This window comes from uncultured Virgibacillus sp., from assembly GCF_947495635.1.
GTDB lineage: Bacteria > Bacillota > Bacilli > Bacillales > Amphibacillaceae > Virgibacillus > Virgibacillus salarius.
This window is the reverse complement of record NZ_CANMAB010000002.1, coordinates 1-21,398: the sequence shown is the minus strand read 5'-3', so window position 1 is coordinate 21,398 and position 21,398 is coordinate 1. Positions and strand designations below refer to the sequence as shown.

The 21,398-nt window shown below is 36.9% G+C and carries 23 protein-coding genes and 1 riboswitch; of the genes, 7 read left to right on the top strand and 16 right to left on the bottom strand.

The features are described from left to right. Positions 1 to 10: 10 nt before the first annotated feature. From sufU to Q1A47_RS00645, 12 genes are all read right to left on the bottom strand, one after another. Entirely contained in the window at positions 11 to 442 is a 432-nt protein-coding gene (sufU, locus tag Q1A47_RS00700; protein WP_026681591.1) for a Fe-S cluster assembly sulfur transfer protein SufU, read from the bottom strand. Next, entirely contained in the window at positions 432 to 1,652 is a 1,221-nt protein-coding gene (locus Q1A47_RS00695) for a cysteine desulfurase (protein ID WP_121605609.1), read from the bottom strand. The genes sufU and Q1A47_RS00695 overlap by 11 nt, the downstream gene beginning before the upstream one ends. Further along, positions 1,652 to 2,959 (bottom strand): Fe-S cluster assembly protein SufD, encoded by a 1,308-nt coding sequence (gene sufD, locus Q1A47_RS00690; RefSeq protein WP_026681593.1) that lies wholly within the window; start codon positions 2,957 to 2,959, stop codon positions 1,652 to 1,654. Before sufD ends, Q1A47_RS00695 begins: the two co-directional genes overlap by 1 nt. A gap of 18 nt (positions 2,960 to 2,977) precedes the next feature. Continuing rightward, positions 2,978 to 3,763, bottom strand: a complete 786-nt coding sequence (gene sufC / locus Q1A47_RS00685; RefSeq protein WP_026681594.1) for a Fe-S cluster assembly ATPase SufC — start codon at positions 3,761 to 3,763, stop codon at positions 2,978 to 2,980. Positions 3,764 to 4,040: 277 nt separating this feature from the next. After that, positions 4,041 to 4,211 carry a hypothetical protein gene (locus Q1A47_RS00680; RefSeq protein WP_166529766.1) on the bottom strand — a complete coding sequence of 57 codons (171 nt, stop codon included), beginning with the start codon at positions 4,209 to 4,211 and terminating at the stop codon, positions 4,041 to 4,043. A 282-nt stretch (positions 4,212 to 4,493) separates the two neighbouring features. After that, positions 4,494 to 5,324 (bottom strand): MetQ/NlpA family ABC transporter substrate-binding protein, encoded by an 831-nt coding sequence (locus Q1A47_RS00675; RefSeq protein ID WP_026681595.1) that lies wholly within the window; start codon positions 5,322 to 5,324, stop codon positions 4,494 to 4,496. A 39-nt stretch (positions 5,325 to 5,363) separates the two neighbouring features. Then, positions 5,364 to 6,032 (bottom strand): methionine ABC transporter permease, encoded by a 669-nt coding sequence (locus tag Q1A47_RS00670; RefSeq protein WP_026681596.1) that lies wholly within the window; start codon positions 6,030 to 6,032, stop codon positions 5,364 to 5,366. After that, on the bottom strand, positions 6,022 to 7,053 hold the full coding sequence (locus tag Q1A47_RS00665) for a methionine ABC transporter ATP-binding protein (protein WP_121605610.1): 1,032 nt from the start codon (positions 7,051 to 7,053) through the stop codon (positions 6,022 to 6,024). Before Q1A47_RS00665 ends, Q1A47_RS00670 begins: the two co-directional genes overlap by 11 nt. Before the next feature lie 104 nt (positions 7,054 to 7,157). Then, positions 7,158 to 7,268: riboswitch (SAM riboswitch) on the bottom strand. Positions 7,269 to 7,336: 68 nt separating this feature from the next. Continuing rightward, positions 7,337 to 7,675 (bottom strand): thioredoxin family protein, encoded by a 339-nt coding sequence (locus Q1A47_RS00660; RefSeq protein WP_080668689.1) that lies wholly within the window; start codon positions 7,673 to 7,675, stop codon positions 7,337 to 7,339. A gap of 43 nt (positions 7,676 to 7,718) precedes the next feature. Continuing rightward, a complete protein-coding gene (locus tag Q1A47_RS00655) occupies positions 7,719 to 8,075 on the bottom strand; it encodes a toprim domain-containing protein (protein ID WP_026681599.1) in 357 nt (118 codons plus the stop codon). Positions 8,076 to 8,302: 227 nt separating this feature from the next. After that, positions 8,303 to 8,686: a glycine cleavage system protein GcvH gene (gcvH, locus tag Q1A47_RS00650; RefSeq protein WP_026681600.1), complete on the bottom strand. Its 384-nt coding sequence runs from the start codon at positions 8,684 to 8,686 to the stop codon at positions 8,303 to 8,305. 199 nt (positions 8,687 to 8,885) lie between these two features. Continuing rightward, on the bottom strand, positions 8,886 to 9,242 hold the full coding sequence (locus Q1A47_RS00645) for an arsenate reductase family protein (protein WP_026681601.1): 357 nt from the start codon (positions 9,240 to 9,242) through the stop codon (positions 8,886 to 8,888). Between the two features lie 645 nt (positions 9,243 to 9,887). On the opposite strand from Q1A47_RS00645, the gene Q1A47_RS00640 reads away from it, so the two are divergent. Beyond that, positions 9,888 to 10,055, top strand: coding sequence for a hypothetical protein (locus Q1A47_RS00640; RefSeq protein ID WP_299629745.1), 168 nt, complete (start codon positions 9,888 to 9,890; stop codon positions 10,053 to 10,055). A 346-nt stretch (positions 10,056 to 10,401) separates the two neighbouring features. Here Q1A47_RS00640 and Q1A47_RS00635 read toward each other — a convergent pair whose 3' ends face one another. From Q1A47_RS00635 to Q1A47_RS00620, 4 genes are all read right to left on the bottom strand, one after another. Continuing rightward, on the bottom strand, positions 10,402 to 12,186 hold the full coding sequence (locus Q1A47_RS00635; RefSeq protein ID WP_026681602.1) for an acyl-CoA dehydrogenase family protein: 1,785 nt from the start codon (positions 12,184 to 12,186) through the stop codon (positions 10,402 to 10,404). Positions 12,187 to 12,266: 80 nt separating this feature from the next. Next, entirely contained in the window at positions 12,267 to 13,442 is a 1,176-nt protein-coding gene (locus tag Q1A47_RS00630) for an acetyl-CoA C-acetyltransferase (protein WP_121605614.1), read from the bottom strand. 19 nt (positions 13,443 to 13,461) lie between these two features. After that, complete coding sequence (locus tag Q1A47_RS00625; RefSeq protein WP_026681604.1) at positions 13,462 to 15,861, bottom strand: 3-hydroxyacyl-CoA dehydrogenase/enoyl-CoA hydratase family protein; 2,400 nt, start codon at positions 15,859 to 15,861, stop codon at positions 13,462 to 13,464. Positions 15,862 to 16,210: 349 nt separating this feature from the next. Next, positions 16,211 to 17,131, bottom strand: coding sequence for a proline dehydrogenase family protein (locus Q1A47_RS00620; protein WP_166529764.1), 921 nt, complete (start codon positions 17,129 to 17,131; stop codon positions 16,211 to 16,213). Positions 17,132 to 17,356: 225 nt separating this feature from the next. On the opposite strand from Q1A47_RS00620, the gene Q1A47_RS00615 reads away from it, so the two are divergent. Genes Q1A47_RS00615 through crcB (Q1A47_RS00590) form a run of 6 tightly spaced genes read left to right on the top strand, consistent with a single transcriptional unit; the run spans position 17,357 to position 21,128 of the window. Beyond that, positions 17,357 to 18,319 (top strand): metal ABC transporter solute-binding protein, Zn/Mn family, encoded by a 963-nt coding sequence (locus tag Q1A47_RS00615; RefSeq protein WP_026681606.1) that lies wholly within the window; start codon positions 17,357 to 17,359, stop codon positions 18,317 to 18,319. Positions 18,320 to 18,370: 51 nt separating this feature from the next. Then, positions 18,371 to 19,126: a metal ABC transporter ATP-binding protein gene (locus tag Q1A47_RS00610; RefSeq protein WP_026681607.1), complete on the top strand. Its 756-nt coding sequence runs from the start codon at positions 18,371 to 18,373 to the stop codon at positions 19,124 to 19,126. A gap of 17 nt (positions 19,127 to 19,143) precedes the next feature. Beyond that, the gene (locus Q1A47_RS00605) at positions 19,144 to 19,980 is read left to right on the top strand and encodes a metal ABC transporter permease (RefSeq protein ID WP_026681608.1); all 837 of its coding nucleotides are present in this window, start codon (positions 19,144 to 19,146) and stop codon (positions 19,978 to 19,980) included. 10 nt (positions 19,981 to 19,990) lie between these two features. Continuing rightward, a complete protein-coding gene (locus tag Q1A47_RS00600; protein ID WP_026681609.1) occupies positions 19,991 to 20,410 on the top strand; it encodes a Fur family transcriptional regulator in 420 nt (139 codons plus the stop codon). Next, positions 20,389 to 20,787 (top strand): fluoride efflux transporter CrcB, encoded by a 399-nt coding sequence (gene crcB / locus Q1A47_RS00595; RefSeq protein ID WP_051388332.1) that lies wholly within the window; start codon positions 20,389 to 20,391, stop codon positions 20,785 to 20,787. The genes Q1A47_RS00600 and crcB (Q1A47_RS00595) overlap by 22 nt, the downstream gene beginning before the upstream one ends. Beyond that, entirely contained in the window at positions 20,784 to 21,128 is a 345-nt protein-coding gene (crcB, locus tag Q1A47_RS00590; RefSeq protein ID WP_026681611.1) for a fluoride efflux transporter CrcB, read from the top strand. Before crcB (Q1A47_RS00595) ends, crcB (Q1A47_RS00590) begins: the two co-directional genes overlap by 4 nt. Positions 21,129 to 21,398 lie beyond the last annotated feature (270 nt).

Here is a 21,398-nt window from a genome sequence, read left to right as displayed (position 1 = left end):
TACCTTATTATTACTCTTTTACACCCTTTTCCATTGCTTTCCAGGAAAGAGTTGCACATTTAATACGTGCAGGAAATTTCGATACACCTTGAAGTGCCTGAATATCTCCTAAATCTAACTTATCCGTATCAACATCTTCTCCCAGCATCATTTTTGAAAAGAGACTGGACATTTCCAATGCGTCATCTACTTTTTTACCTTTAATAGCTTGTGTCATCATGGAAGCGGAAGCCATGCTTATAGAACATCCTTCTCCATCAAACTTCGCATCTTCTACGACACCATCTTTTACCTGCATTTGAAGTTGAATACGATCCCCACAAGTAGGATTGTTCATATCGACAGTTAATATGTCTCCTTCCAAACTTCCTTTGTTACGTGGGTTTTTATAGTGATCCATTATAACTTGTCTGTAAAGTGTATCAAGGTTATTAGAAGACATTACCAAAATACTCCTTTGTTATCTGAAGTCCATCGATTAACCGATCAATGTCCTTCTCTGTGTTGTACATATAAAAGCTTGCTCTCGCAGTTGCTGTCACATCAAGCCAACGCATTAATGGTTGCGCACAATGATGACCTGCGCGCACAGCAATTCCTTCTGCATCTAGAACCGTTGCAGTATCATGAGGGTGAACATCCTCTAGATTAAACGTAACCAATGCAGCCCGTTTTTCTGGACCATAGATCTTTATTCCATCTATTGTTTTCATTTGCTGCATGGCATAATCAGCTAATTTTTGTTCATGCGCAGTAATTTCCTCCATACCGACTTGGTTAAGAAAGTCAATTGCTGCTCCTAAACCGATAGCACCAGCGATAATTGGTGTTCCCCCTTCAAATTTCCAAGGAAGCTCCTTCCAGGTGGAATCATAAAGGTTTACAAAGTCAATCATTTCCCCACCAAATTCAACTGGCTCCATATTTTCAAGTAGTTCTTTTTTTCCGTACATAACACCTATCCCTGTTGGTGCTCCCATTTTATGACCAGAAAATGTATAAAAATCGCAGTCCAAATCTTGAACATCAACCTTCATATGCGGGGCACCCTGTGCACCATCAATCAGTATGACGGCACCATGATCATGCGCAATTCTTGCAATTTCCTTAATTGGATTCACAGTACCAAGTACATTAGAGATATGAGTTATAGCGACAAGTTTGGTTTGATTTGTTACTGTTTGCCGAACAGCATCCAAGCTAATCGTGCCATCCTCCTGTAACGGAATATATTTTAATGTAGCACCTGTAGCTTTAGCAGCCTGTTGCCAAGGAATGATATTACTATGATGCTCCATTGGCGTAATAACAATCTCATCCCCTGGCTTTAGATTTGCTCTTGCATAACTGTATGCAACAGTGTTAATTGAAGTAGTAGTTCCACGTGTGAAAATCACTTCAGCTGTACTACTCGCATGAATAAAACGTCGAACTTTTTCGCGTGCCCCTTCATAAGCCTCCGTTGCTTTTGTTCCCAGTGTATGCACACCACGATGTACATTGGAATTATAGTTTCGATAATAGGTATCTACAGCTTCAATAACAGCTTTTGGTTTCTGTGAAGTTGCTGAAGAATCTAAATAAACAAAAGGATGACCATTCACTTCCTGATTGAGTATCGGAAACTGTTCTCGAATGGCCTTTACATCCATTAGTAAACCTTCCTTTCAATTACCTGCGTTAATTGATTTTTTACAGCTTCAATTGGTAATTGATTTACAACTGGAGCCAAGAAGCCATGTATAATTAAACGTTCAGCTTCCTCTTGCGTAATTCCACGACTCATAAGATAATATAGCTGAATTGGGTCAACTCGACCAACAGAAGCAGCGTGACCAGCTGTAACGTCATCTTCATCTATTAAGAGAATTGGATTCGCATCTCCGCGAGCTTTTTCACTTAGCATAAGTACACGAGATTCTTGCTCCGCGTTTGCTTTAGAAGCACCATGCTCAATTTTACCAATTCCATTAAAAATAGAAGTAGATTTATCTTTCATAACGCCATGCTGTAAAATGTAGCCCTCGGAATTCTTACCAAAGTGAACAATTTTCGCAGTGAAGTTTTGTGTTTGATCACCACGGCCGACGGATACCGTTTTGGCATTAGAAAGTGAATTTTCACCAACTAAGTGTGTGATATTCTCAGAAACGGTATTCCCGTCATTCATCTGTCCTAATGCCCAATCAACTGTTGCATCACGATAAGCAACACCGCGACGATTATTATATGCCGTTGTTCCATGAGCAAAGTTATCCACAGCACCAAAGGAAATTTTCGCATTATCTTGTGCAATAACCTCTGTTACTACATTAGCAACTGTAGCTTCCTTCTCATTATGTGAGAAATAATTCTCTACATAAGTTAACGAACTACCCTCATCAGCTACGACAAGTACATGATTAAATAACGCTACTTCAGGATCTTCCTGCCAAAAAATAGTTTGTAGAGGAACTTCTACTTCAACGTTTTTCGGAACGTATACAAAGACCCCACCATTCATTAAAGCAGCATGTAATGCAGTTAAGCGATGTTCATCAATTGATACTGCATCCTTCATATAATAGCGTTTCACTAGATCATCATGCTTCTGCAGCGCTGTAAAGATATCTGTAAAAATTACTCCTTTATCTTTCAATTCTTTGCTTAGTGTATTATAAGCAACCGAATGGTTTCGTTGAATTAAGAGGTTTTCTGGAGCATTTTCCTGATCCAAGAATTCCTGAAGTTCATTTGGAAGTTCTTTTAGCGACTGAATAGCAGCACCAGTAGCCGTGTGTTTAAACTGGCTAAAATTCCATTTTCCAATTTTAGTTTTATCAGGCTTTGGTAATTCTAGAGCGTCCGCTTGTTCTAGTGCTTGAAGGCGCAATTCCAGCATCCATTCCGGTTCATTTCTTTCCTTGGAAAACTGATCAATATATTCTTTATCGTATGGCAGCTTTGTTTCAACAGTCATAGTAGTACCCCTCCTTACTTACGCTTTTTGCTCAACAGTTTCGTCTTCGATACCAAGCTCTTCTTTAATCCACTCATAACCTTCAGCCTCAAGGCGTTTCGCTAACTCTGGTCCACCAGACTTAACCACTCGACCTTGCATCATTACATGTACTTTGTCAGGTGTAATATAGTTCAATAGACGCTGATAGTGCGTAATAATTAAGCAACCGAAGTTCTCATCACGTAGCCTGTTAATACCTTTTGATACAATCTTAAGCGCATCAATGTCCAATCCAGAATCAATTTCGTCTAGAATTGCGATTTCTGGTTTTAATAGTAATAATTGAAGGATTTCATTACGTTTCTTCTCTCCACCGGAGAATCCTTCGTTTAAGTATCGTTGTGCCATGTTTTTATCAATGTCAAGATAGTCAAGCGCACTATCCATTTCTTTAATGAAATTCATTAATGAGATTTCATTACCTTCACCACGGCGAGCATTTATAGATGAGCGAAGGAAATCAGAAGTAGTTACTCCACTGATCTCACTTGGATATTGCATAGCGAGGAATAGCCCAGCACGAGCACGTTCATCAACTTCCATTTCTAATACATCTTCACCATCTAATAGAACAGACCCTTCTGTAATCTCATACTTCGGATGTCCCATAATTGCAGAAGCTAATGTAGACTTCCCTGTACCATTTGGTCCCATTACTGCGTGGAATTCTCCACCTTTTATTGTAAGGTCTACACCTTTTAATATTTCTTTATCCTCAATTGAGACATGTAGATTCTTAATTTCTAATGTTGATCCTGCCATATCGATACCTCCAAATACAATTAGTTTTATTGTTACTTTGAAATGAATGCAAGATTCATTCTCACTTTATTCTCATTACAATCTTAAAGCATTTAGAATTTATTATCAACTCTTTTAAACAGAGTCAGTATTGTATAATAAATCCTTTATTTAATAGGATATCATGCATACCCAATTATCATCAAAAATAAAAGGTACGTATGCTTATTGTACATACGTACCTTTTATTTTCTCATCTATATTTCTAAATAACGCTTTACTTTCTCAGTCGATTTCATTATTTTTTCATGTGTCCGTCATACTCAGCAGCAAAATGCTTACACTTCTCATGCTCTTGCTGACGCTTTTTTTCAATTGCCAATCGCTTTTCTAACTTTCTTTCATACTCAGCAAATCCGATATGATGCGTCTGTTGCATAGCCTTCTCCATTTCAGAAGTGTAATTCATTTCTATTCCGCTATTGATAGGGAATCATCCTTTCTTATTTTATGACAATAATAAGGTTAACACAGAGGTGATTCCCAAAACAAAACGAATTTAAACGTATTATTCAGTTTATTGATCAGTATTTAACGGTTATTTAAGCCAAATAAACATCCTCATACAGTTTCTACTGATAACGCACATATACTCCCTATTCTTCATAAAAGCTATTACATCAAACTGCTGGATCAATGTCTTGTTGATATTCACTTTGTTAAAAGTAATTTTTTTAAAACGTTAGTCTGCTTATTTTTTGTCGCCAACAGGTACGACTGCACCTTCGTATTCTTCTTCAATAAACTTCTGAATTTTTTCAGAATGTAGTACGTCTACAAGCTTATTTAATGCTTTATTGTCCTTATCCTCTGCTCTTACTGCGATAACATTAACATATGGTGAATCCTCATCTTCTATGAATAATGCATCGTCAGTTGGGATTAACCCTGCACCAATAGCATAATTTGTGTTTATGACTACTAATGATTCTTCATCTGTTTCATAAATTTCTGGTAAAAGTGCTGGGTCATAATCTGGTGAAAACGTTAAATTCTTAGGGTTTTCAGTAATATCATCAAGCGTTGCTTCTGATGTCTTTACTCCATCTGCCAATTTTATTATCCCATTCTTTTCAAATAAACCTAGTACACGACCACGATCAGACACAGAATTACTTAAGACTACTTCTGTTCCTTCTGGAATCTCCTCTATACTCGAAATGCCTTTGGAATAAACACCAATGGGTTCAATATGAATTCCATCGATATAATCCAACTTATATCCAGTATCACTTATTGTTTGCTCTAAATACGGAATATGTTGAAAATAATTAGCGTCTATTTCTCCATTAGCTAAGTCATCATTCGGTAATACGTAATCCTCATATTCAGTTATTTCCAATGTAATGCCTTCTTCTTTTAATAATGGCTTAGCCTCTTCAAGAATTTCAGCGTGAGGTGTGCTAGAAGCGCCTACTTTAATCGTATTTGCATCGGAGGAAGCTTCATCATCTCCGCCGCATGCAGCTAACACAAATCCTAAACTTATAATGATTAACACGGATAACCACAATTTTTTCATTTTATTCGCTCCTCTTAACTTGTTCATTTTATATCGTTCTTATCTTTTGTCTAACTTTCTTGATACATAATCGCCAATAAATTGAAATAGAAAAACAATGCATACAATAATGATGGAACATATAAGTACAACATCAAAGTCCCTACGTTGAAAGCCAGAGTAGTAGGCGTAGCTGCCTAATCCACCTGCACCAATTGCACCTGCCATCGCTGTATAACCAATTAATGCAATAGCTGTTACCGTAATACCTGAGATCAATGCTGGCATTGATTCAGGTAACAATACTTTAAAAATAATCGTACTGGTCTTTGCTCCCATTGCCTTTGCAGCCTCAACGACACCTTTGTCAACCTCTCTCAGTGCTATTTCTACAAGCCTTCCATAAAATGGAGCTGCGCCAATAATTAATGCTGGTAACGCCGCGTTTGGACCACGGATAGTTCCAATTAAAAAGTTAGTAAACGGGAAAAGCAACAAAATCAATATAATAAAGGGAATAGCTCGAAATACATTTACTACCGTCGCTATAACAAGATTTAATAACTTATTCTGCCAAATTCCACCTTTTTGAGTAAGGAATAGAAGCAATCCTAACAATAACCCAATAATAAACGTTCCAACTAAAGCAATGATCGTCATATAAAAAGTCTCATAAGTTGCTTCTATAAAATCTTCTACTTTAATATTTGGTAATAAATTAGTTAGCATCGTGGATAACCTCCAATTCTACGGAGGTTTCTTCACGAACAAACGAAATAGCTTTGTTCATATCTTTTTCATTACCGTCCATTTGAATAAATAAGGTTCCATAGGCACCAGCCTGTGTTTGCGTTATTTTCCCTTGTAAAATGCTAATGTCCACACCATATTTTTTTATAATTTGACTAATTAATGCGTCGTTCGTTGTTTCTCCAACAAAATGAAGTCTGATTAGCTTTCCATTTTGATAACGGTTCATAACATGTGATATATCACTATCTTCCTCGTCAGACCCCATAATTTGTTTGACGAACTTTTTAGTAACAGTTTGCTTTGGATGTAGAAACACATCGAGTACATTCCCTTGTTCTACAATCTTTCCATTTTCCATAACAGCAACTTGATTACATATTTTTCGAATCACTTGCATTTCATGTGTAATAAGAATAATAGTTAACCCTAAATTTTTATTAATATTAACAAGTAAATCTAATATTGCGTTCGTCGTTTCTGGGTCAAGTGCCGAAGTTGCTTCATCACATAATAAAACCTTTGGCTTATTTGCCAAGGCACGTGCAATACCGACTCGCTGCTTCTGACCACCACTTAGCTGGGCGGGGTAGGATGTTTCTTTTCCCGTTAACCCAACTAGCTCAATCAATGTTTTTACACGATTATCCCTTTCCGCTTTAGGAATCCCAGCTATTTCCAAAGGAAAAGCAATATTATCGGCAACAGTTCGCGACCAGAGCAAATTAAAATGCTGGAATACCATCCCAATATCTTGCCTTACTAATCGAAGTTCTCGTTTATTTAATGTCGTAATTTCCTTGTCATTCATTGTAATTCGACCACTGGTTGGTTCTTCAAGGCGATTTAATAATCGAACGAACGTACTTTTACCCGCTCCGCTATAACCAATAACACCAAAGATGTCTCCTTGATCAATCGAAAGGGTCAAATTATCTACAGCTGCTGTATTGCTTTTGTTTGAAGTAAAGACCTTACTCAAACCCTGTATCGATATCACACGTAATCCTCCTTTTATTTACATACATTTGTATTATGTCCTTAAATACAATTAAAAACGCCTTTCTGTAAGAGAACAGAAAGACGTTTGTTTGCCTTTTCGTCCCCTCATCTATCAAAGCCTAGGCTTTGCAGGAATTAGCACCTTTCAAGCATGATAGCTTGAAGGTTGCCGCGGTTTCATAGGGCCAGTCCCTCCACCGCTCAAGATAAGAGTTTTCAACTATTTAATTACGATAAAAGATATATTAGCATGCTGTATAAACAATGTCAACGATTTTCAGCTAACTATTCTTAAACATTTCCGGCTTATAATCTAATAAATATCGATAAATATTAGGTATGGAATGAAATGCGTACACTTTTTCTACAATTCGATTATCCTTCTTAACAACAAGACACGGTACACTTTCTATTTGATTATCCTGCATAAATTCTGGATACAAGGATGCATTCATCTCATAAAAAATGTCTTCTTGATGTACAGACTCAATTTTCTTTAGCATGGACCTTGCTAAATTGCACGTACCACAAAAAGGAGTAAATATATAAAGAAGGTAGTGGTCTCTTTTCAAAAGTTCGGCTGTAATTTGTTGCAAACATATCACCTTATTTAAACTCATTCATAGTGCTTGCTAAGTCCTACCCATTACTTTTACACCTTGTTTAGATTAAGAAAATCGGATTAACAGCGATTCGTTTACTCACTAATACTTGAGCTAAAATATTTTCAGGAGTTGTTGCTACTTCTCGATATTCACTACTAACATAGATGTGTTCTGCATGTGGTAGTTCTCTTGCCAATTGCTTTCGCAGTTTTTGGCCTGATTCATCCTCATCTACTAAAATGTAGACGTCTTTATCATCTAATGCGTAATCCTCTAACATTTGATCGAATCGTTCAACACCTAATGTTCCATTCGTACATATAATCGTTACATCGTCAGTAATAACCTTTCTAATTTGCTTTTTATCTGTTAAGCCTTCTACGATAATAATTTTTTCTAATTCGTCAGTTATCATCACATAGCACTCCTCAGTAAATCAAGCGGAAGGTTTTAATATCGCTCACTTCTACTATGTTATCAGTAGTTGTCTTTTCGAAATGTGACTTTCCTTTATTATATGATGAAATGTAGTTATTTAGTGATACGTCCAATTCGTAATGTTGAGCAATTAGTATAGCTGTAAAAACATGGCTGATTCCAACCAAAGGTTGTTTATCAGCCATTTATTTTTCTGATATGCAATTAGTCTTGATTTACGATCTCATCATATGCATCAGCAGATAATAAATCATCAAGCTCTGTCTCTTCAGATGGTTCAATCACGACCATCCAAGCTTTCTCGTAAGGAGATTCATTTACGAATTCAGGGCTATCCTCTAGCTCTTCATTCACTTCAATAACCTTACCGCTAATTGGAGCATATAATTCAGAAACTGTTTTCACTGATTCTACACTACCAAATGGTTCATTTACTTCTAATTCATCACCAGGTTCAGGGAGCTCTACGAACACAATATCTCCTAATTCATCCTGAGCAAAATCAGTAATCCCAATACGAACTTTTCCATCTTCTTTTTTTACCCATTCATGTTCTTTTGAGTATAATAATTCTTTAGGTACGCTCAAACTATCCCCTCCAATATGTAATTCACTTTTACTATACAAGGTATACGCGCAATTATCCAGTATTTCTTTTTAACTTTTCATATTATTTGTTCATACGGTTTTTTCCAAAAGTCCATAAATACATGTCTTATTTTGGACGTTTCTTTATGTCTGTTATTTTACGTAAGTCTATCCTAAACATGCTCTGTTCAAAGAGAAATTAAAGCCACGTATTTTCAAACATCTCCTCTTTAAAACCGACTGTTACTTTTGAGTCATCTGCGACAATTGGACGCTTAATTAGCATGCCATCGGTGGCTAATATTGTTGCCATCTCTTCATCAGATGCATCTTTTATTTTATCCTTGATATTTAGTTCTCGATATTTTTTTCCGCTTGTATTAAAAAACTTTTTGGCAGGAAGCTCACTTTTATCAAACAGATCTAATAATTCTTCTTTTTTCGGTGGAGATTCAACAATATGAATTAACTGATATTTAACCTGATGATCATCCAACCATTTCTTTGCTTTTTTGCATGTATCACAATTTGGATACCAATAAACGGTGACTGCCATGTAGACTCTCCTTTGTAATCTAGTTTAGATTTATTATAGCAAAATAGCGGATGTAAATTCGACTAAAATGTTGACCTATAAAAAGTGATGGTCTGATTCGAAAGTCATGTCTCTGGTCAACATTGAAAAAATTGGTTCTTGTCGAAGGCTTGCCATGGTCCCAGAGTCAACTTTTTCCGTATCTTATGTTTACTACCTGCGAGATCTTTCGCTCATGCTATTCCCACAGGCATCTCCGCCATCCTCTCGGCAATTAGACACTAGAACATCGCCCCTTTCATCATATTGTACTTCACCAACCAAAAACAAAAGTGAACTGATTGTTTATGAGGGATCTACGATAAAGTTATAACTAAATTAGGGATGATATCGAACTTTTTAACTTATACAAAATAAAATGGGTGAAGGCGGAATTTCAAATTAATACAAACCAAACGAAACACTGAGGCAGGGACAAAACACAACTTCTTTACTCAAAATGCGAATAATCATGTTATCAATAGAGATATCATCGCCGCACCGTGAAACTATACGCTCTTTCCGCGGGCACAGCACATAGCCGTCAAGTTAAGCAGGATATTTTAAAAACCAAAAAGTTATTCGTTATTCTGACATTATAAATGGAATAATTTGGAGGGATTACGTATGGCTAAGCAATATCATTTTGACTCGTTTGTAAAGAGTGTGCACGATATTTTATCTATTTCTGAACTTCGCAATGTTGCTCGAGAATCAGGTTTTGTACAACGATTGAAGAAGATAATGCCGGAAGATTTCTTAAGTATATGTGCCTTCTTACATGTTTTCACATGATAGTGATAGGTTGCTTCAGGAATACCCACAATAGGAAAAATATCTTTTAATCGGAATCCTTCTTCTTTGAGTTCGAATGCCACCTTTGCCTGTGCTTTTCGTAGAAGGCATTCGGATTCTCCCGAAAAGCTTTTAGCTTTTTTAAGTAGGCATTCTCTAGCCTTAGTAGTTCACAACCTTCACTTTATATTCTTCACTATATTTAGCCACAAACCCCCCTGAAATTAGTTTTTCACTCTAACTTCAGGGGGGTGGTACCACATCGTTCGTTTTTAATTGTTTCTTCATTCTTTTGTCTTAGTCTCGATGTTTCGTTCATTTAATGGGCTGTTGTCTCAGCATGATATTACAACACATATTTTTCTTCTTTAATAATTTGCTTTGCTATTTCTCGTTTCTTGGCAATTACATTTGTAGGCGTATGGCGAGTTAGCTTCCGTAATGAAGATAACATCATTCTTAGTGTATCTCCTTCTTCTACAGCAATTAATGTTTCTTTTGCATCAGCTTCTATACGATTAAATGCTTCTTGTACGAATACTTGCGTATAGAGTAGCTTTTGTTTATGCTTTGCTTCTCCATCTTTTTTAATTGCCTTTTCAGTACGTAGAATAGCAGCTTCCATATTGTAAACCTCAGCTACCATATCTGCTAAATTCACTAATATTTCTTGTTCTTTTTCTATTTTTTGCATATATTTTTGAGCTGCAAGCCCTGCACCAAGTAAGACAATTTTCTTCGCATTTTTCAGTAGATGCTTTTCTTGCTCAAGTGTTTCAGTACCTACCTCTTCCGGCATAAGCATCATCAGCTCTTCTTGGAGTGCCTGTGCTTTTTGAAGAAGTGGTAGCTCGCCTTTCATCGCCTTTTTCAATAATGTGCCTGGAACGAGTAAACGATTAATTTCGTTAGTTCCCTCAAAAATACGATTTATTCGCGAGTCACGATAGATACGTTCCACTTCATATTCTTGCATAAATCCATATCCACCATGCATTTGAACTGCTTCATCTGCCGCATAATCTAGTAATTCCGTACACGTATATTTATTCATGGAACATTCAATCTGATACTCTGCAATAGCTCGTGCCACTTCTCTACCATCATTTAATTGTTCTTGTGTTAAAGCTCCCATACGCTGTTCGAACAATCCGACGGTTCGGTAAACAGAGCTTTCATTCGCATACGTCTCTGCAGCAATCGTAGCTAGTTTTTCTTGTGTTAAAGAGAAGCTGGAGATTGGTGTATTAAATTGCTTACGCTCATTCACATATTTTACAGCTAATTCCAGCGCTCGCTTTGAACCACCAACTCCGCCAATAGCTAGCTTATAACGCCCTACATTTAAAATATTGAACGCTATAATATGGCCACGTCCCTTTTCTCCTAATAAATTTTCTACTGGAACTTCAGCATCTTCCAAGATTAATGTACGCGTAGAGGAACTCTTTATCCCCATTTTCTTTTCTTCCGGTCCGGTAGATACACCTGGAAAGTCCCTTTCCACAATAAACGCTGAAAAGTGCTCACCATCAATTTTTGCGTATACAACAAATACATCTGCAAAGGCTGAATTGGTGATCCATTGCTTTTCACCATTTAGTATATAGTGTGTTCCGGCTTCATTTAATTTTGCTGTTGTTTTTGCACCGAGCGCATCGGAACCAGAGCTAGGCTCTGTCAATGCATATGCAGCTAACAATTCTCCAGTTGCCAGTTTAGGTAAATAGGTTTGTTTTTGTTGTTCGTTTCCAAAGAAAACAATTGGTAAAGAACCGATGCCGACATGGGCACCATGTGTTACAGAAAAACCACCAGCGCGTGAAAATTTCTCTGTAATTAGTGACGAACTAATTTTATCTAATCCTAACCCGCCATACTCTTCCGGAACATCGGCTCCAAGTAATCCTAATTCTCCTGCTTTCTTTAATAAATCCACGGAATGTTCAAACTCATGATTCTCCAAATTCTCTAATTTCGGAAGGACTTCACCGGATACGAATTCTTCTGTCGTTTTTGCAATCATCTTATGTTCTTCTGTAAAATCTTCCGGTGTTATTACATCATCACTCGATAAATCTTCTACTAAAAAACCGCCACCTTTAAACACCTTCTCCTTCGTTTCACTCATTTTCATCTATCCCTTCTTTATTTTTTCTGAAATACCGATGTGATTATCTTAAATTAATCGTTTCCTAGTCATCGAGTAGTTCAAATTAGTTCAAATACTCCAGCGGCTCCCATTCCGCCACCTATACACATCGTTACAACTCCATATTGTATTTGCTGTCTCTTCATTTCATGCATTAAACTTAACGTTAGCTTTGTACCAGTCATTCCTAGTGGATGCCCTAAAGCAATCGCTCCACCGTTTACATTCACTTTATCGATATCTAAACCCAATGCTTCAATTACTCGAACTGACTGTGAAGCAAATGCTTCATTTAACTCAAATAAACCAATATCAGATAATTCAAGTCCAGCAATTTTTAATGCTTTAGGAATGGCTTTTACTGGACCTACCCCCATAATTTCCGGCTCTACTCCAGCTACTGCAAATGATCGAAATTTAACAATGGGTTTTAATCCTTCTGCTTCCGCTTTCTCACGGTCCATTACAAGTACTGATGCTGCACCATCACTCATTTGTGATGAATTGCCTGCTGTAACGGTTCCCTGCACATGAAAAGCTGGCTTCAATTTATTTAGAATATCCATTGAAGTTCCTTCACGCACACCTTCATCCATTGAAAACGTTATTTGCTTTTCTTCTGGCTTATGCTTGGCGTTAATAAAACGGTGAATAACTTCTACTGGAACAATTTCATCCTTAAACTTTCCTTCTTTTAGCGCTTTCCCTGCACGCTCATGACTACGAACAGCAAACGCATCCTGATCTTCTCTGGAGATGTTGAAACGATTTGCTACTTCTTCGGCTGTATGGCCCATTCCCATATAGTAACCCGGTGCATCCTGAACAAGCTTTGAATTAGGCTTAATGACATGGCCGGCCATCGGGATTAGACTCATTGATTCTGCTCCACCAGCTATTATCGTGTCACTAGCACCTACCATAATTCGTTCAGCTGCATACGCTATACTTTGTAATCCCGAGGAACAGTAGCGATTAATTGTAATCCCTGGTACGTCATGCTTCAGGCCTGCAAGCCCAGCGATATTACGCGCCATATTCATTCCCTGTTCTGCTTCAGGCATTGCACAGCCAATTATGACATCATCGATATTTCCATCGTAATCCCCTGCTCGTTTTAAGGTTTCCTTTATTGTTATCGCTGCCAAATCATCCGGTCTAGAATTGGCAAGCGATCCTTTTTTTGCTTTTCCTACAGGGGTCCTTGCACCTGCAACAATGACTGCTTCCTTCACAATGTTTCCCCCTTTTTCATTAATTACGTAATGGTTTCCCTTTTACTAGCATGTGCTGCATCCGTTGTTGTGTTTTAGGCTCTCCGATTAAACTTAAAAATGCTTCTCTTTCTAGATCAAGCATGACCTGCTCATCAATCTTTGTTCCTTCTTTGATCCTTCCACCAGATAAAACATATGCTAGCTTTTCTGCAATCTTAACATCATGTTCTGATGCATACCCACTGAGCTGTAATGACTTAACTCCCAAAAGCATTGCTGCATAGCCAGGATCACCTACAACCGGAATCTTTTCACGTATTGGTGCTCGGTAACCAGACTTCGCAAGAGCTAACACATTTTCCTTCGCATCATATAAAAGGTGATCAGGATTAACACTAATTTTGTCTCTTTGATCCAAGTAGCCATTATCACGAGCTTCGGCAGCCGAAGTTGATACTTTAGCCATAGCAACTTTTTCAAATACGTCATTTGCCACTTTTGTTAAGTCGAAATGAATCCCTTTAGGCATATTTCGAAGTTGCTTCAGATATAGCTCCTTTGTTCCTCCGCCACCTGGTATTAACCCAACTCCAAACTCAACTAGCCCCATATAGGTTTCAGCTGATGCTTGTATGGATGCAGCTGGTAGAGATACTTCTGCACCGCCACCAAGTGTCATATTAAACGGAGCAGTTACTACTGGTTTATCAGCATACTTGATGGCCATTGCCATATTTTGAAATTGACGAATAACCATATCCAGTTCAAAGAAATTATCGTCTTGTGCTTCCATCAGCATCATTCCTAAGTTAGCTCCAACACAGAAATTTTTCCCTTGATTCCCAATAACTAGTCCTTCATAATTCTTACTAACCTCTTCCAGTGCATAATTAACCATTTGGATAATATCAAGGCCTATAGCATTACTTTGTGAATGGAACTCTAATCCCGCTACTCCATCTCCAAGATCTATAAAACTAGCTCCGACATTCTTTTTTATGATGCCATTCACATCTTTTAATCGCTTTAGATTAATTTCCTTTTTATTAAACTTCTGTTGTTTATACGTACCTTCGTCATAATAATAAACATTGCCATTATCTGTTTTATAGAATGATTCATTTCCATCTGCTAATAATTGTAATACCCATTCAGGAACACGTTCGCCTTCAGCCTGCATTCGCTCCACTGATTTTCGCAAACCAATTGCATCCCATGTTTCGAATGGTCCTATTTCCCATCCGAATCCCCATTTCATAGCCTCATCGACTGCTACAATATCATCTGCAATCTCTCCAGTAAGCTCTGCAGAATAAATGAAAACCGGCTTCAGAATGGACCATACGAGATCACCTGCACGATCTCCTTTATTCGATATAAGCGTTTTCAATTTCCGACGAGACCCTTTTTCCTGCTTCGCCATTTCAGTAGCAGCTGTTTTAAGTTTTTTGCGATTCTCATATTCTAGTGTTTCTGGATTTAATTCATAAATTGTACTGCCACTTTTATCTTTTTTCTTAAAGAAGAATCCTTGACCAGACTTAGCACCTAGCCAGCCTTTTTCCTTCATTTCCATGACAAAGTTAGGTATATCAAATATTTCCTTCTCTTTACCTTCAACTTGGTCATAAACATTTTTCGCTACATGAATGAAGGTATCCAGCCCCACGACATCAAGGGTTCGAAATGTTGCACTTTTCGGTCGCCCAATCATTGGCCCTGTAACAGAATCCACTTCTCCTACACTATAGCCTCCTCTTAGCATTTCACGAACCGTTACTAACAACCCATAGGTGCCAATACGGTTAGCGATAAAATTAGGCGTATCCTTTGCTTCCACTACTCCTTTACCTAACACATTCTCTCCAAACGCTTTCATAAATGCTAATACTTCTGGATCGGTATCCTTCGTAGGTATTACTTCTAATAACTTTAAATAGCGTGGTGGATTAAAAAAATGTGTTCCTAAAAAGTGCTTTCGAAAATCTACTGAACAATCACTTGCCATTGCTTCAATGGATATACCCGAAGTGTTCGAAGTAACAATCGTACCTTGTTTTCGATATTTATCTACATTTGCAAATACTTTCTTCTTAACGTCCAGATTTTCAACTACAACTTCAATAATCCAGTCTACCTCTGCAAGCCTCTCCATATCATCATCCATATTCCCAATTTCAATTAAGTCGAGGCTCTGCCTCGTAGTAAGTGGTGATGGCTTCTGCTTTAGAAGTGCTTGCTTACTTTGTGCTGCAATTCTATTCCGAACAACACGATCATCCAAGGTAAGACCTTTTTGTTCTTCATCTTTCGTTAATTGTTTTGGTGCAATATCAAGCATTAATGTAGGAATTCCAACATTAGCCAAGTGAGCAGCAATTCCAGATCCCATAACACCAGACCCTAAAACAGCTGCACGCCTGATTGATTGCTTCATACTTTATCCCCCAATCTCTTTTTGAATGAATACTCATTCATTTTATTTCGAAAAATAAAAGATAGTTTCCTATCCACTTATCTATAACTATAAAGTATTTACAGATTTTTCGCAATCCATTTATAAAATTTTTTATCACGTACCACGGTTGTTGCTACTCTCCTCATCATTTCCTTATTTGGTTTCTTAAATGAAAGCCTTTAGCTACTATACGTACTTCCTGCCAGTTATATGCATCGATAAAGCAAGTGTTATGTTCACTTGTTTGGCACTTATCAACTGTATCCGTACTGCTTTAATATAAGTAAATTAATGATGCTAGGTAAATATTATGAAGACAATATCAATCCTATTTCTTATTTACGATTCCTTTCAATACAAACATAACATTTGCTGGACGTTCAGCAAGTCGTCGCATGTTATAACCATACCAATCCCTTCCATAAGGGACATAGACACGCATCGTATATCCTTCGTTTAAAAGCTCCTTTTGCAAATCAATCCGAATTCCATAAAGCATTTGGAATTCGAAGCGCTCTTTTGGAATACGATACTCTAGCTCTAATTGTTTTACATAGTTAATAATAGCTTCGTCATGGGTTGCTATTGCAGTATAATTGCCTTGAAGCAAGTTTAATTTAATAATCTTCCTATAATTTTCGTCAACATCTTTTTTCTCTGGAAATGCTACTTCATGTGACTCCTTATATGCTCCTTTCACAAGTCGTAAGTATGGATCAAAGGCGGTTAACTCTTCAATATCCGCTTCTACTCGATATAAATAAGCCTGTAGTACAGTTCCAATATTACTATATTCATTTCGAAGCTCTTTAAATATATGTAACGTTTGTTCAGTCCGTTCAAAATCCTCCATATCAATAGTAACGTTAACTTGATGCTGTTTAGCCACATCTAAAATCATTCGCATGTTCTGCATGACAAGTTCTCTGGATATATCTAATCCAATTGAAGTAAGCTTCAGTGATAGTTCAGCATTTAATTCTTCCTTAGCTAACACTGTTATGGCGTGGACACATTCCTTAGCAGACTCTCTAGCTTCTTGTTCATTATCAATAAATTCACCTAAATGATCCACCGTTACTACAAATCCAGCTGCATTCATTCCCTTTATTTTTCGAGATGCCTGCTCAATGGTTTCACCAGCTACAAATCTTCCAGCTCCAAATTTAAAACCATACCTTTTGGCTAATTTCGTTAACGATTTATTTTTTGATAAGAATAAGAAGAAGCTGCGCATTAGCTGTTCCACTTACACGCCCCCTATATTTTAAAAAATTTAATTTTTCTTTCTACTCATTTATTATAAAGTTATTTTAGCATTTTTAAATGATTTTTTCCTACTATAATTCATTCATATCGAAATTATTTCGAAAGGACTACTAATCAGCTAAATCAATCGTAATCATTCCTATTTACATTTCGTAATGATTACGGTAATATAATGGAAGACATTTGAACAGGGAGGAACAAAAACGTGAAAAAGTCTTACATCGTTCTTATTTCTATTATTATAGTAGGAATCATCTTTACTGGATGTTCCTCTAATAAAGCATCTACGAAGAAGAATGGGGATTTGACCATCTATACTTCAATCTACCCCATTCAATTTGCTGTTGAACAAATAGCTGGAGATACGGCTGATGTTCAATCCGTTTATCCTGCTGGAATAGATGCCCACACGTATGAGCCCACCTCCAAGGATATTACGGAAATTGCAAAGAGTAACGCATTTATTTACCTTGGCGCTGGTATGGAGGGTTTTGCTGAAAGTGCAGCCGATGCGCTCTCTGCAGAAGACGTAGCCCTTATTGAACTAGGAGAACAGGAATCATTATTTCATACTGAAGTGGATGGTGAGCACAGTAGCCATAATGAAAAACATGCTGATCACTCACATGACGGACACGATCACGGTGATCATGATCCTCACATTTGGTTAGACCCTTTACGAATGGTGCAATTAGCCGAATTAATTAAAGATGAACTCATTACATTAAATCCAGATAAACAAAAATTGTATGAAACGAACTTTGCAAACCTCGAATCTCAGCTACATGAATTGGACAATGCGTTTAAACAGGTACTAACTAATAAAGAGAATAAGCATATATTAGTTTCTCATGCAGCGTATGGGTATTGGGAGGATCGTTATGGCCTTGAACAAATTTCCATTAATGGTTTGTCATCGAGCAGTGAGCCATCCCAAAAGGAGTTAACAAAAATTATTGAACAAGCAAATGAGTATCAACTTGATTATTTAATTTTTGAACAAAATACCTCCAACCGAGTATCTAAAATTATACAAGAACATATCGGAGCAGAAGCGGTAACCATTCATAACTTAGCTGTGTTAACGGAAGAGGATGTAGCGAATAAAGAGGATTATCTGTCATTAATGAGACAAAATTTACAAACACTAGATACAGTAACGAAATGAGCCGTTTTTAGCATGCGCCTCATTCGTTGAATTTCGGAAAGGAGTAAATATATGGCAGAGACTATTGTTACAATGAAAGACATTGACTTTTCATATGAGAATAAAAAAGTACTCGATCATATCAATTTTGCTATTCCGCGTGGTTCGTTTATGGGCCTAATCGGACCTAATGGTGGGGGGAAAACAACGTTAATCAAGATCATTCTTGGCCTGCAAAAACCAGATACAGGTTCCGTTGAGCTTTTTGGTCAATCACTAGAACACTTTTCAGATTGGAATAAAATTGGCTTTGTTTCACAAAAAGCCAATTCCTTTAATAAAGGTTTTCCTGCTACCGTGTTTGAAGTAGTATCTATGGGCTTGACTGCAAAAGTCGGGTATTTTAAATTCTTTACTAGAAAGCACAAAGCAAAAATAATCGATGCGATTGCACAGGTTGGCATGGGAGCATACACACATGAAAATATTGGCAACCTGTCCGGTGGCCAACAGCAACGTATTTTTATCGCTAGAGCACTCGTAAATGATCCTGAATTATTAATTCTTGATGAACCAACTGTTGGCGTCGATAAAGAAAATGTGCAGCGATTTTACGAATTATTATATCAATTAAATAGTCAGAAAAAGATTACCATGTTAATGGTTACACATGATACAGGAACCATGACTAAGCATGCCACTGAAATAGTATGTTTGAATAAAACCCTGCATTTCCATGGGAATCCAGAAGAATATCAAGCTTTAACAGATACAGATTTATCTCGTCTACATGGCCATCATGTAAATATCATTACACACGATCATTAACCTTTGGAGGAAGAAGTATGATTGCCGACTTTTTAGAATTTGATTTTTTACGACATACATTTTTAACAGGACTACTAATAGGCATTATTGCCCCATTACTAGGTACTTTTATTGTAGTAAGACGACTTTCTTTAATAGCTGATGCATTATCTCATGTTACACTAGCAGGGATAGCATTTGGTCTTTTATTAGAAAAGAAATTTGCTATCATGCTAAGTCCTTTGTATAGTGGGATGGCTTTCTCTGTTTTTGGATCAATCTTTATAGAAAAGCTTAGAGGTGTTTATAAAGCCTATCAAGAAATAGCAATTCCAATTATTCTCTCCGGTGGTGTTGGTCTAAGTGTTATTTTCATTTCTCTTGCTGACGGCTTTAACACCGAGTTGTTTAATTATTTATTTGGTTCTGTTTCTGCTGTGAGTAAAAATGATTTATATACCATTGCTGGAATATCCGCGTTTATAATGATTGTAATTGCTTTGTTTTTTAAAGAGTTGTTTACCCTATCATTTGATGAAGAACACGCAACAATATCAGGTCTACATGCTAAATCTATTCATCTGCTCTTTATCGTTTTAACAGCACTTGTCATTGCTGCATCCATCCGCATTGTTGGTGTTTTACTCGTCTCTGCACTAATGACGTTACCAGTAGCAGCAAGTATGCGTTTAGCAAAAGGATTTAAGCAAATGTTACTTTTATCTATTGTATTTGGTGAACTAGCTGTTATTATAGGATTAATATCTGGATATTATTTAAGTATACCTCCAGGTGGAACCATTGTAATGGTCTCCATTATTATTTTATTACTTTCTATATTTATAAAGCGATTCAAACATACAATAAAAAAGTGAGGGATGCTGAATGGATATTAATGAAGCTATCGAACTTTTAAAGGAAAAAGGATATAAAACAACCGGTAAACGAAAAGAAATACTATCCTTTTTCGCTGATGCAGACGGCTACCGTACAGCAAAAGATCTAATTCAGTATTTAGAATCAAGCTATGACGGTATTAGCTTTGATACAGTTTATCGAAATCTCCATTTATATAATGAAATAGGTATACTAGAAACGACGGAATTAAATGGTGAAAAACATTTTCGTATAAATTGCACACATCATCACCACCATCATTTTATTTGTAAAGATTGTGGTAAAACAAAGGAAATCAAAGTTTGTCCAATGGATGAAGTGGAACAAGCTTTAGCCGACTATGCAATCGAAGGACATAAGTTTGAAATTTATGGAAGGTGTCCAGGATGCAAGCTAGCGTTAACGTAAAGAACTCCCTAGCAATTGGATTAGGTGGCGTAGTGGGATCTTTGTTTCGCTACTTAATATCATTAATTATAATAGCAGAGGGGTTTCCCTTTGCTACTTTATGTGTAAATTTAATGGGATGCTTTATATTAAGCTATATCTTACATAATGATAAAGTGAAAAAAATTCTATCTCCTCCAATGTTTGCGTCATTAAGCGTTGGTTTAATAGGCTCCTTTACGACGTTTTCTACATTTTCAGTGGAAACCATAGAGCTATGGAATAAAAGTCAGCTATTAGCTGTTCTTTATTGTATAATTAGTGTTCTTGGTGGTCTTTTCTTTTGTTTCCTAGGGTTTAAAAGCTCATTGACTGGAAGAAAGAGGGGAAATGTATGAATTTTCTATTAGTTGCCCTAGGAGGATTTATAGGAAGTATTGCACGTTACCAGATTTCATTATTTACTACGAGACGTTTAATAGGTACATGGATAGCCAATATAACAGGATCAATGTTATTAGCCGTACTATGGCATTTTTACATAACCCAGTTTATCTCTGAATTCTGGTGGCTACTATTTGGAGTAGGATTCTGCGGAGCATATACCACCTTTTCAACATTTGGTAATGAAACAATGAAGCTACTCCAAAACAAAGAATACAAATTAGCGATTTGTTATGTGTTTGCTTCGCTTCTCATATCATTTATAACTGTTGCTAGCATTTTTTATATTCTATAAGATTATGTTAAAACAGGTATTTGGCCCATACGTTAAAAAACTTGCGCGCCGGCCTTTTTTACTTTCATATCTTACAGTTATTCGATTCGTGAAGTCCCCTAGTTTCTAGGCGCTGGAGCTGAACACGCCCCTATTTATCCACTTGAGCTAATTTTATCATTTCCTAGATAAGAAAAACCGGGCAAAATTCGCTCAGTCCTTATCACTAAATGCTCAGATTTACGCTTCCTCTAGTAGCTATTATGGAATAATAGCTACTGCTTGACCACC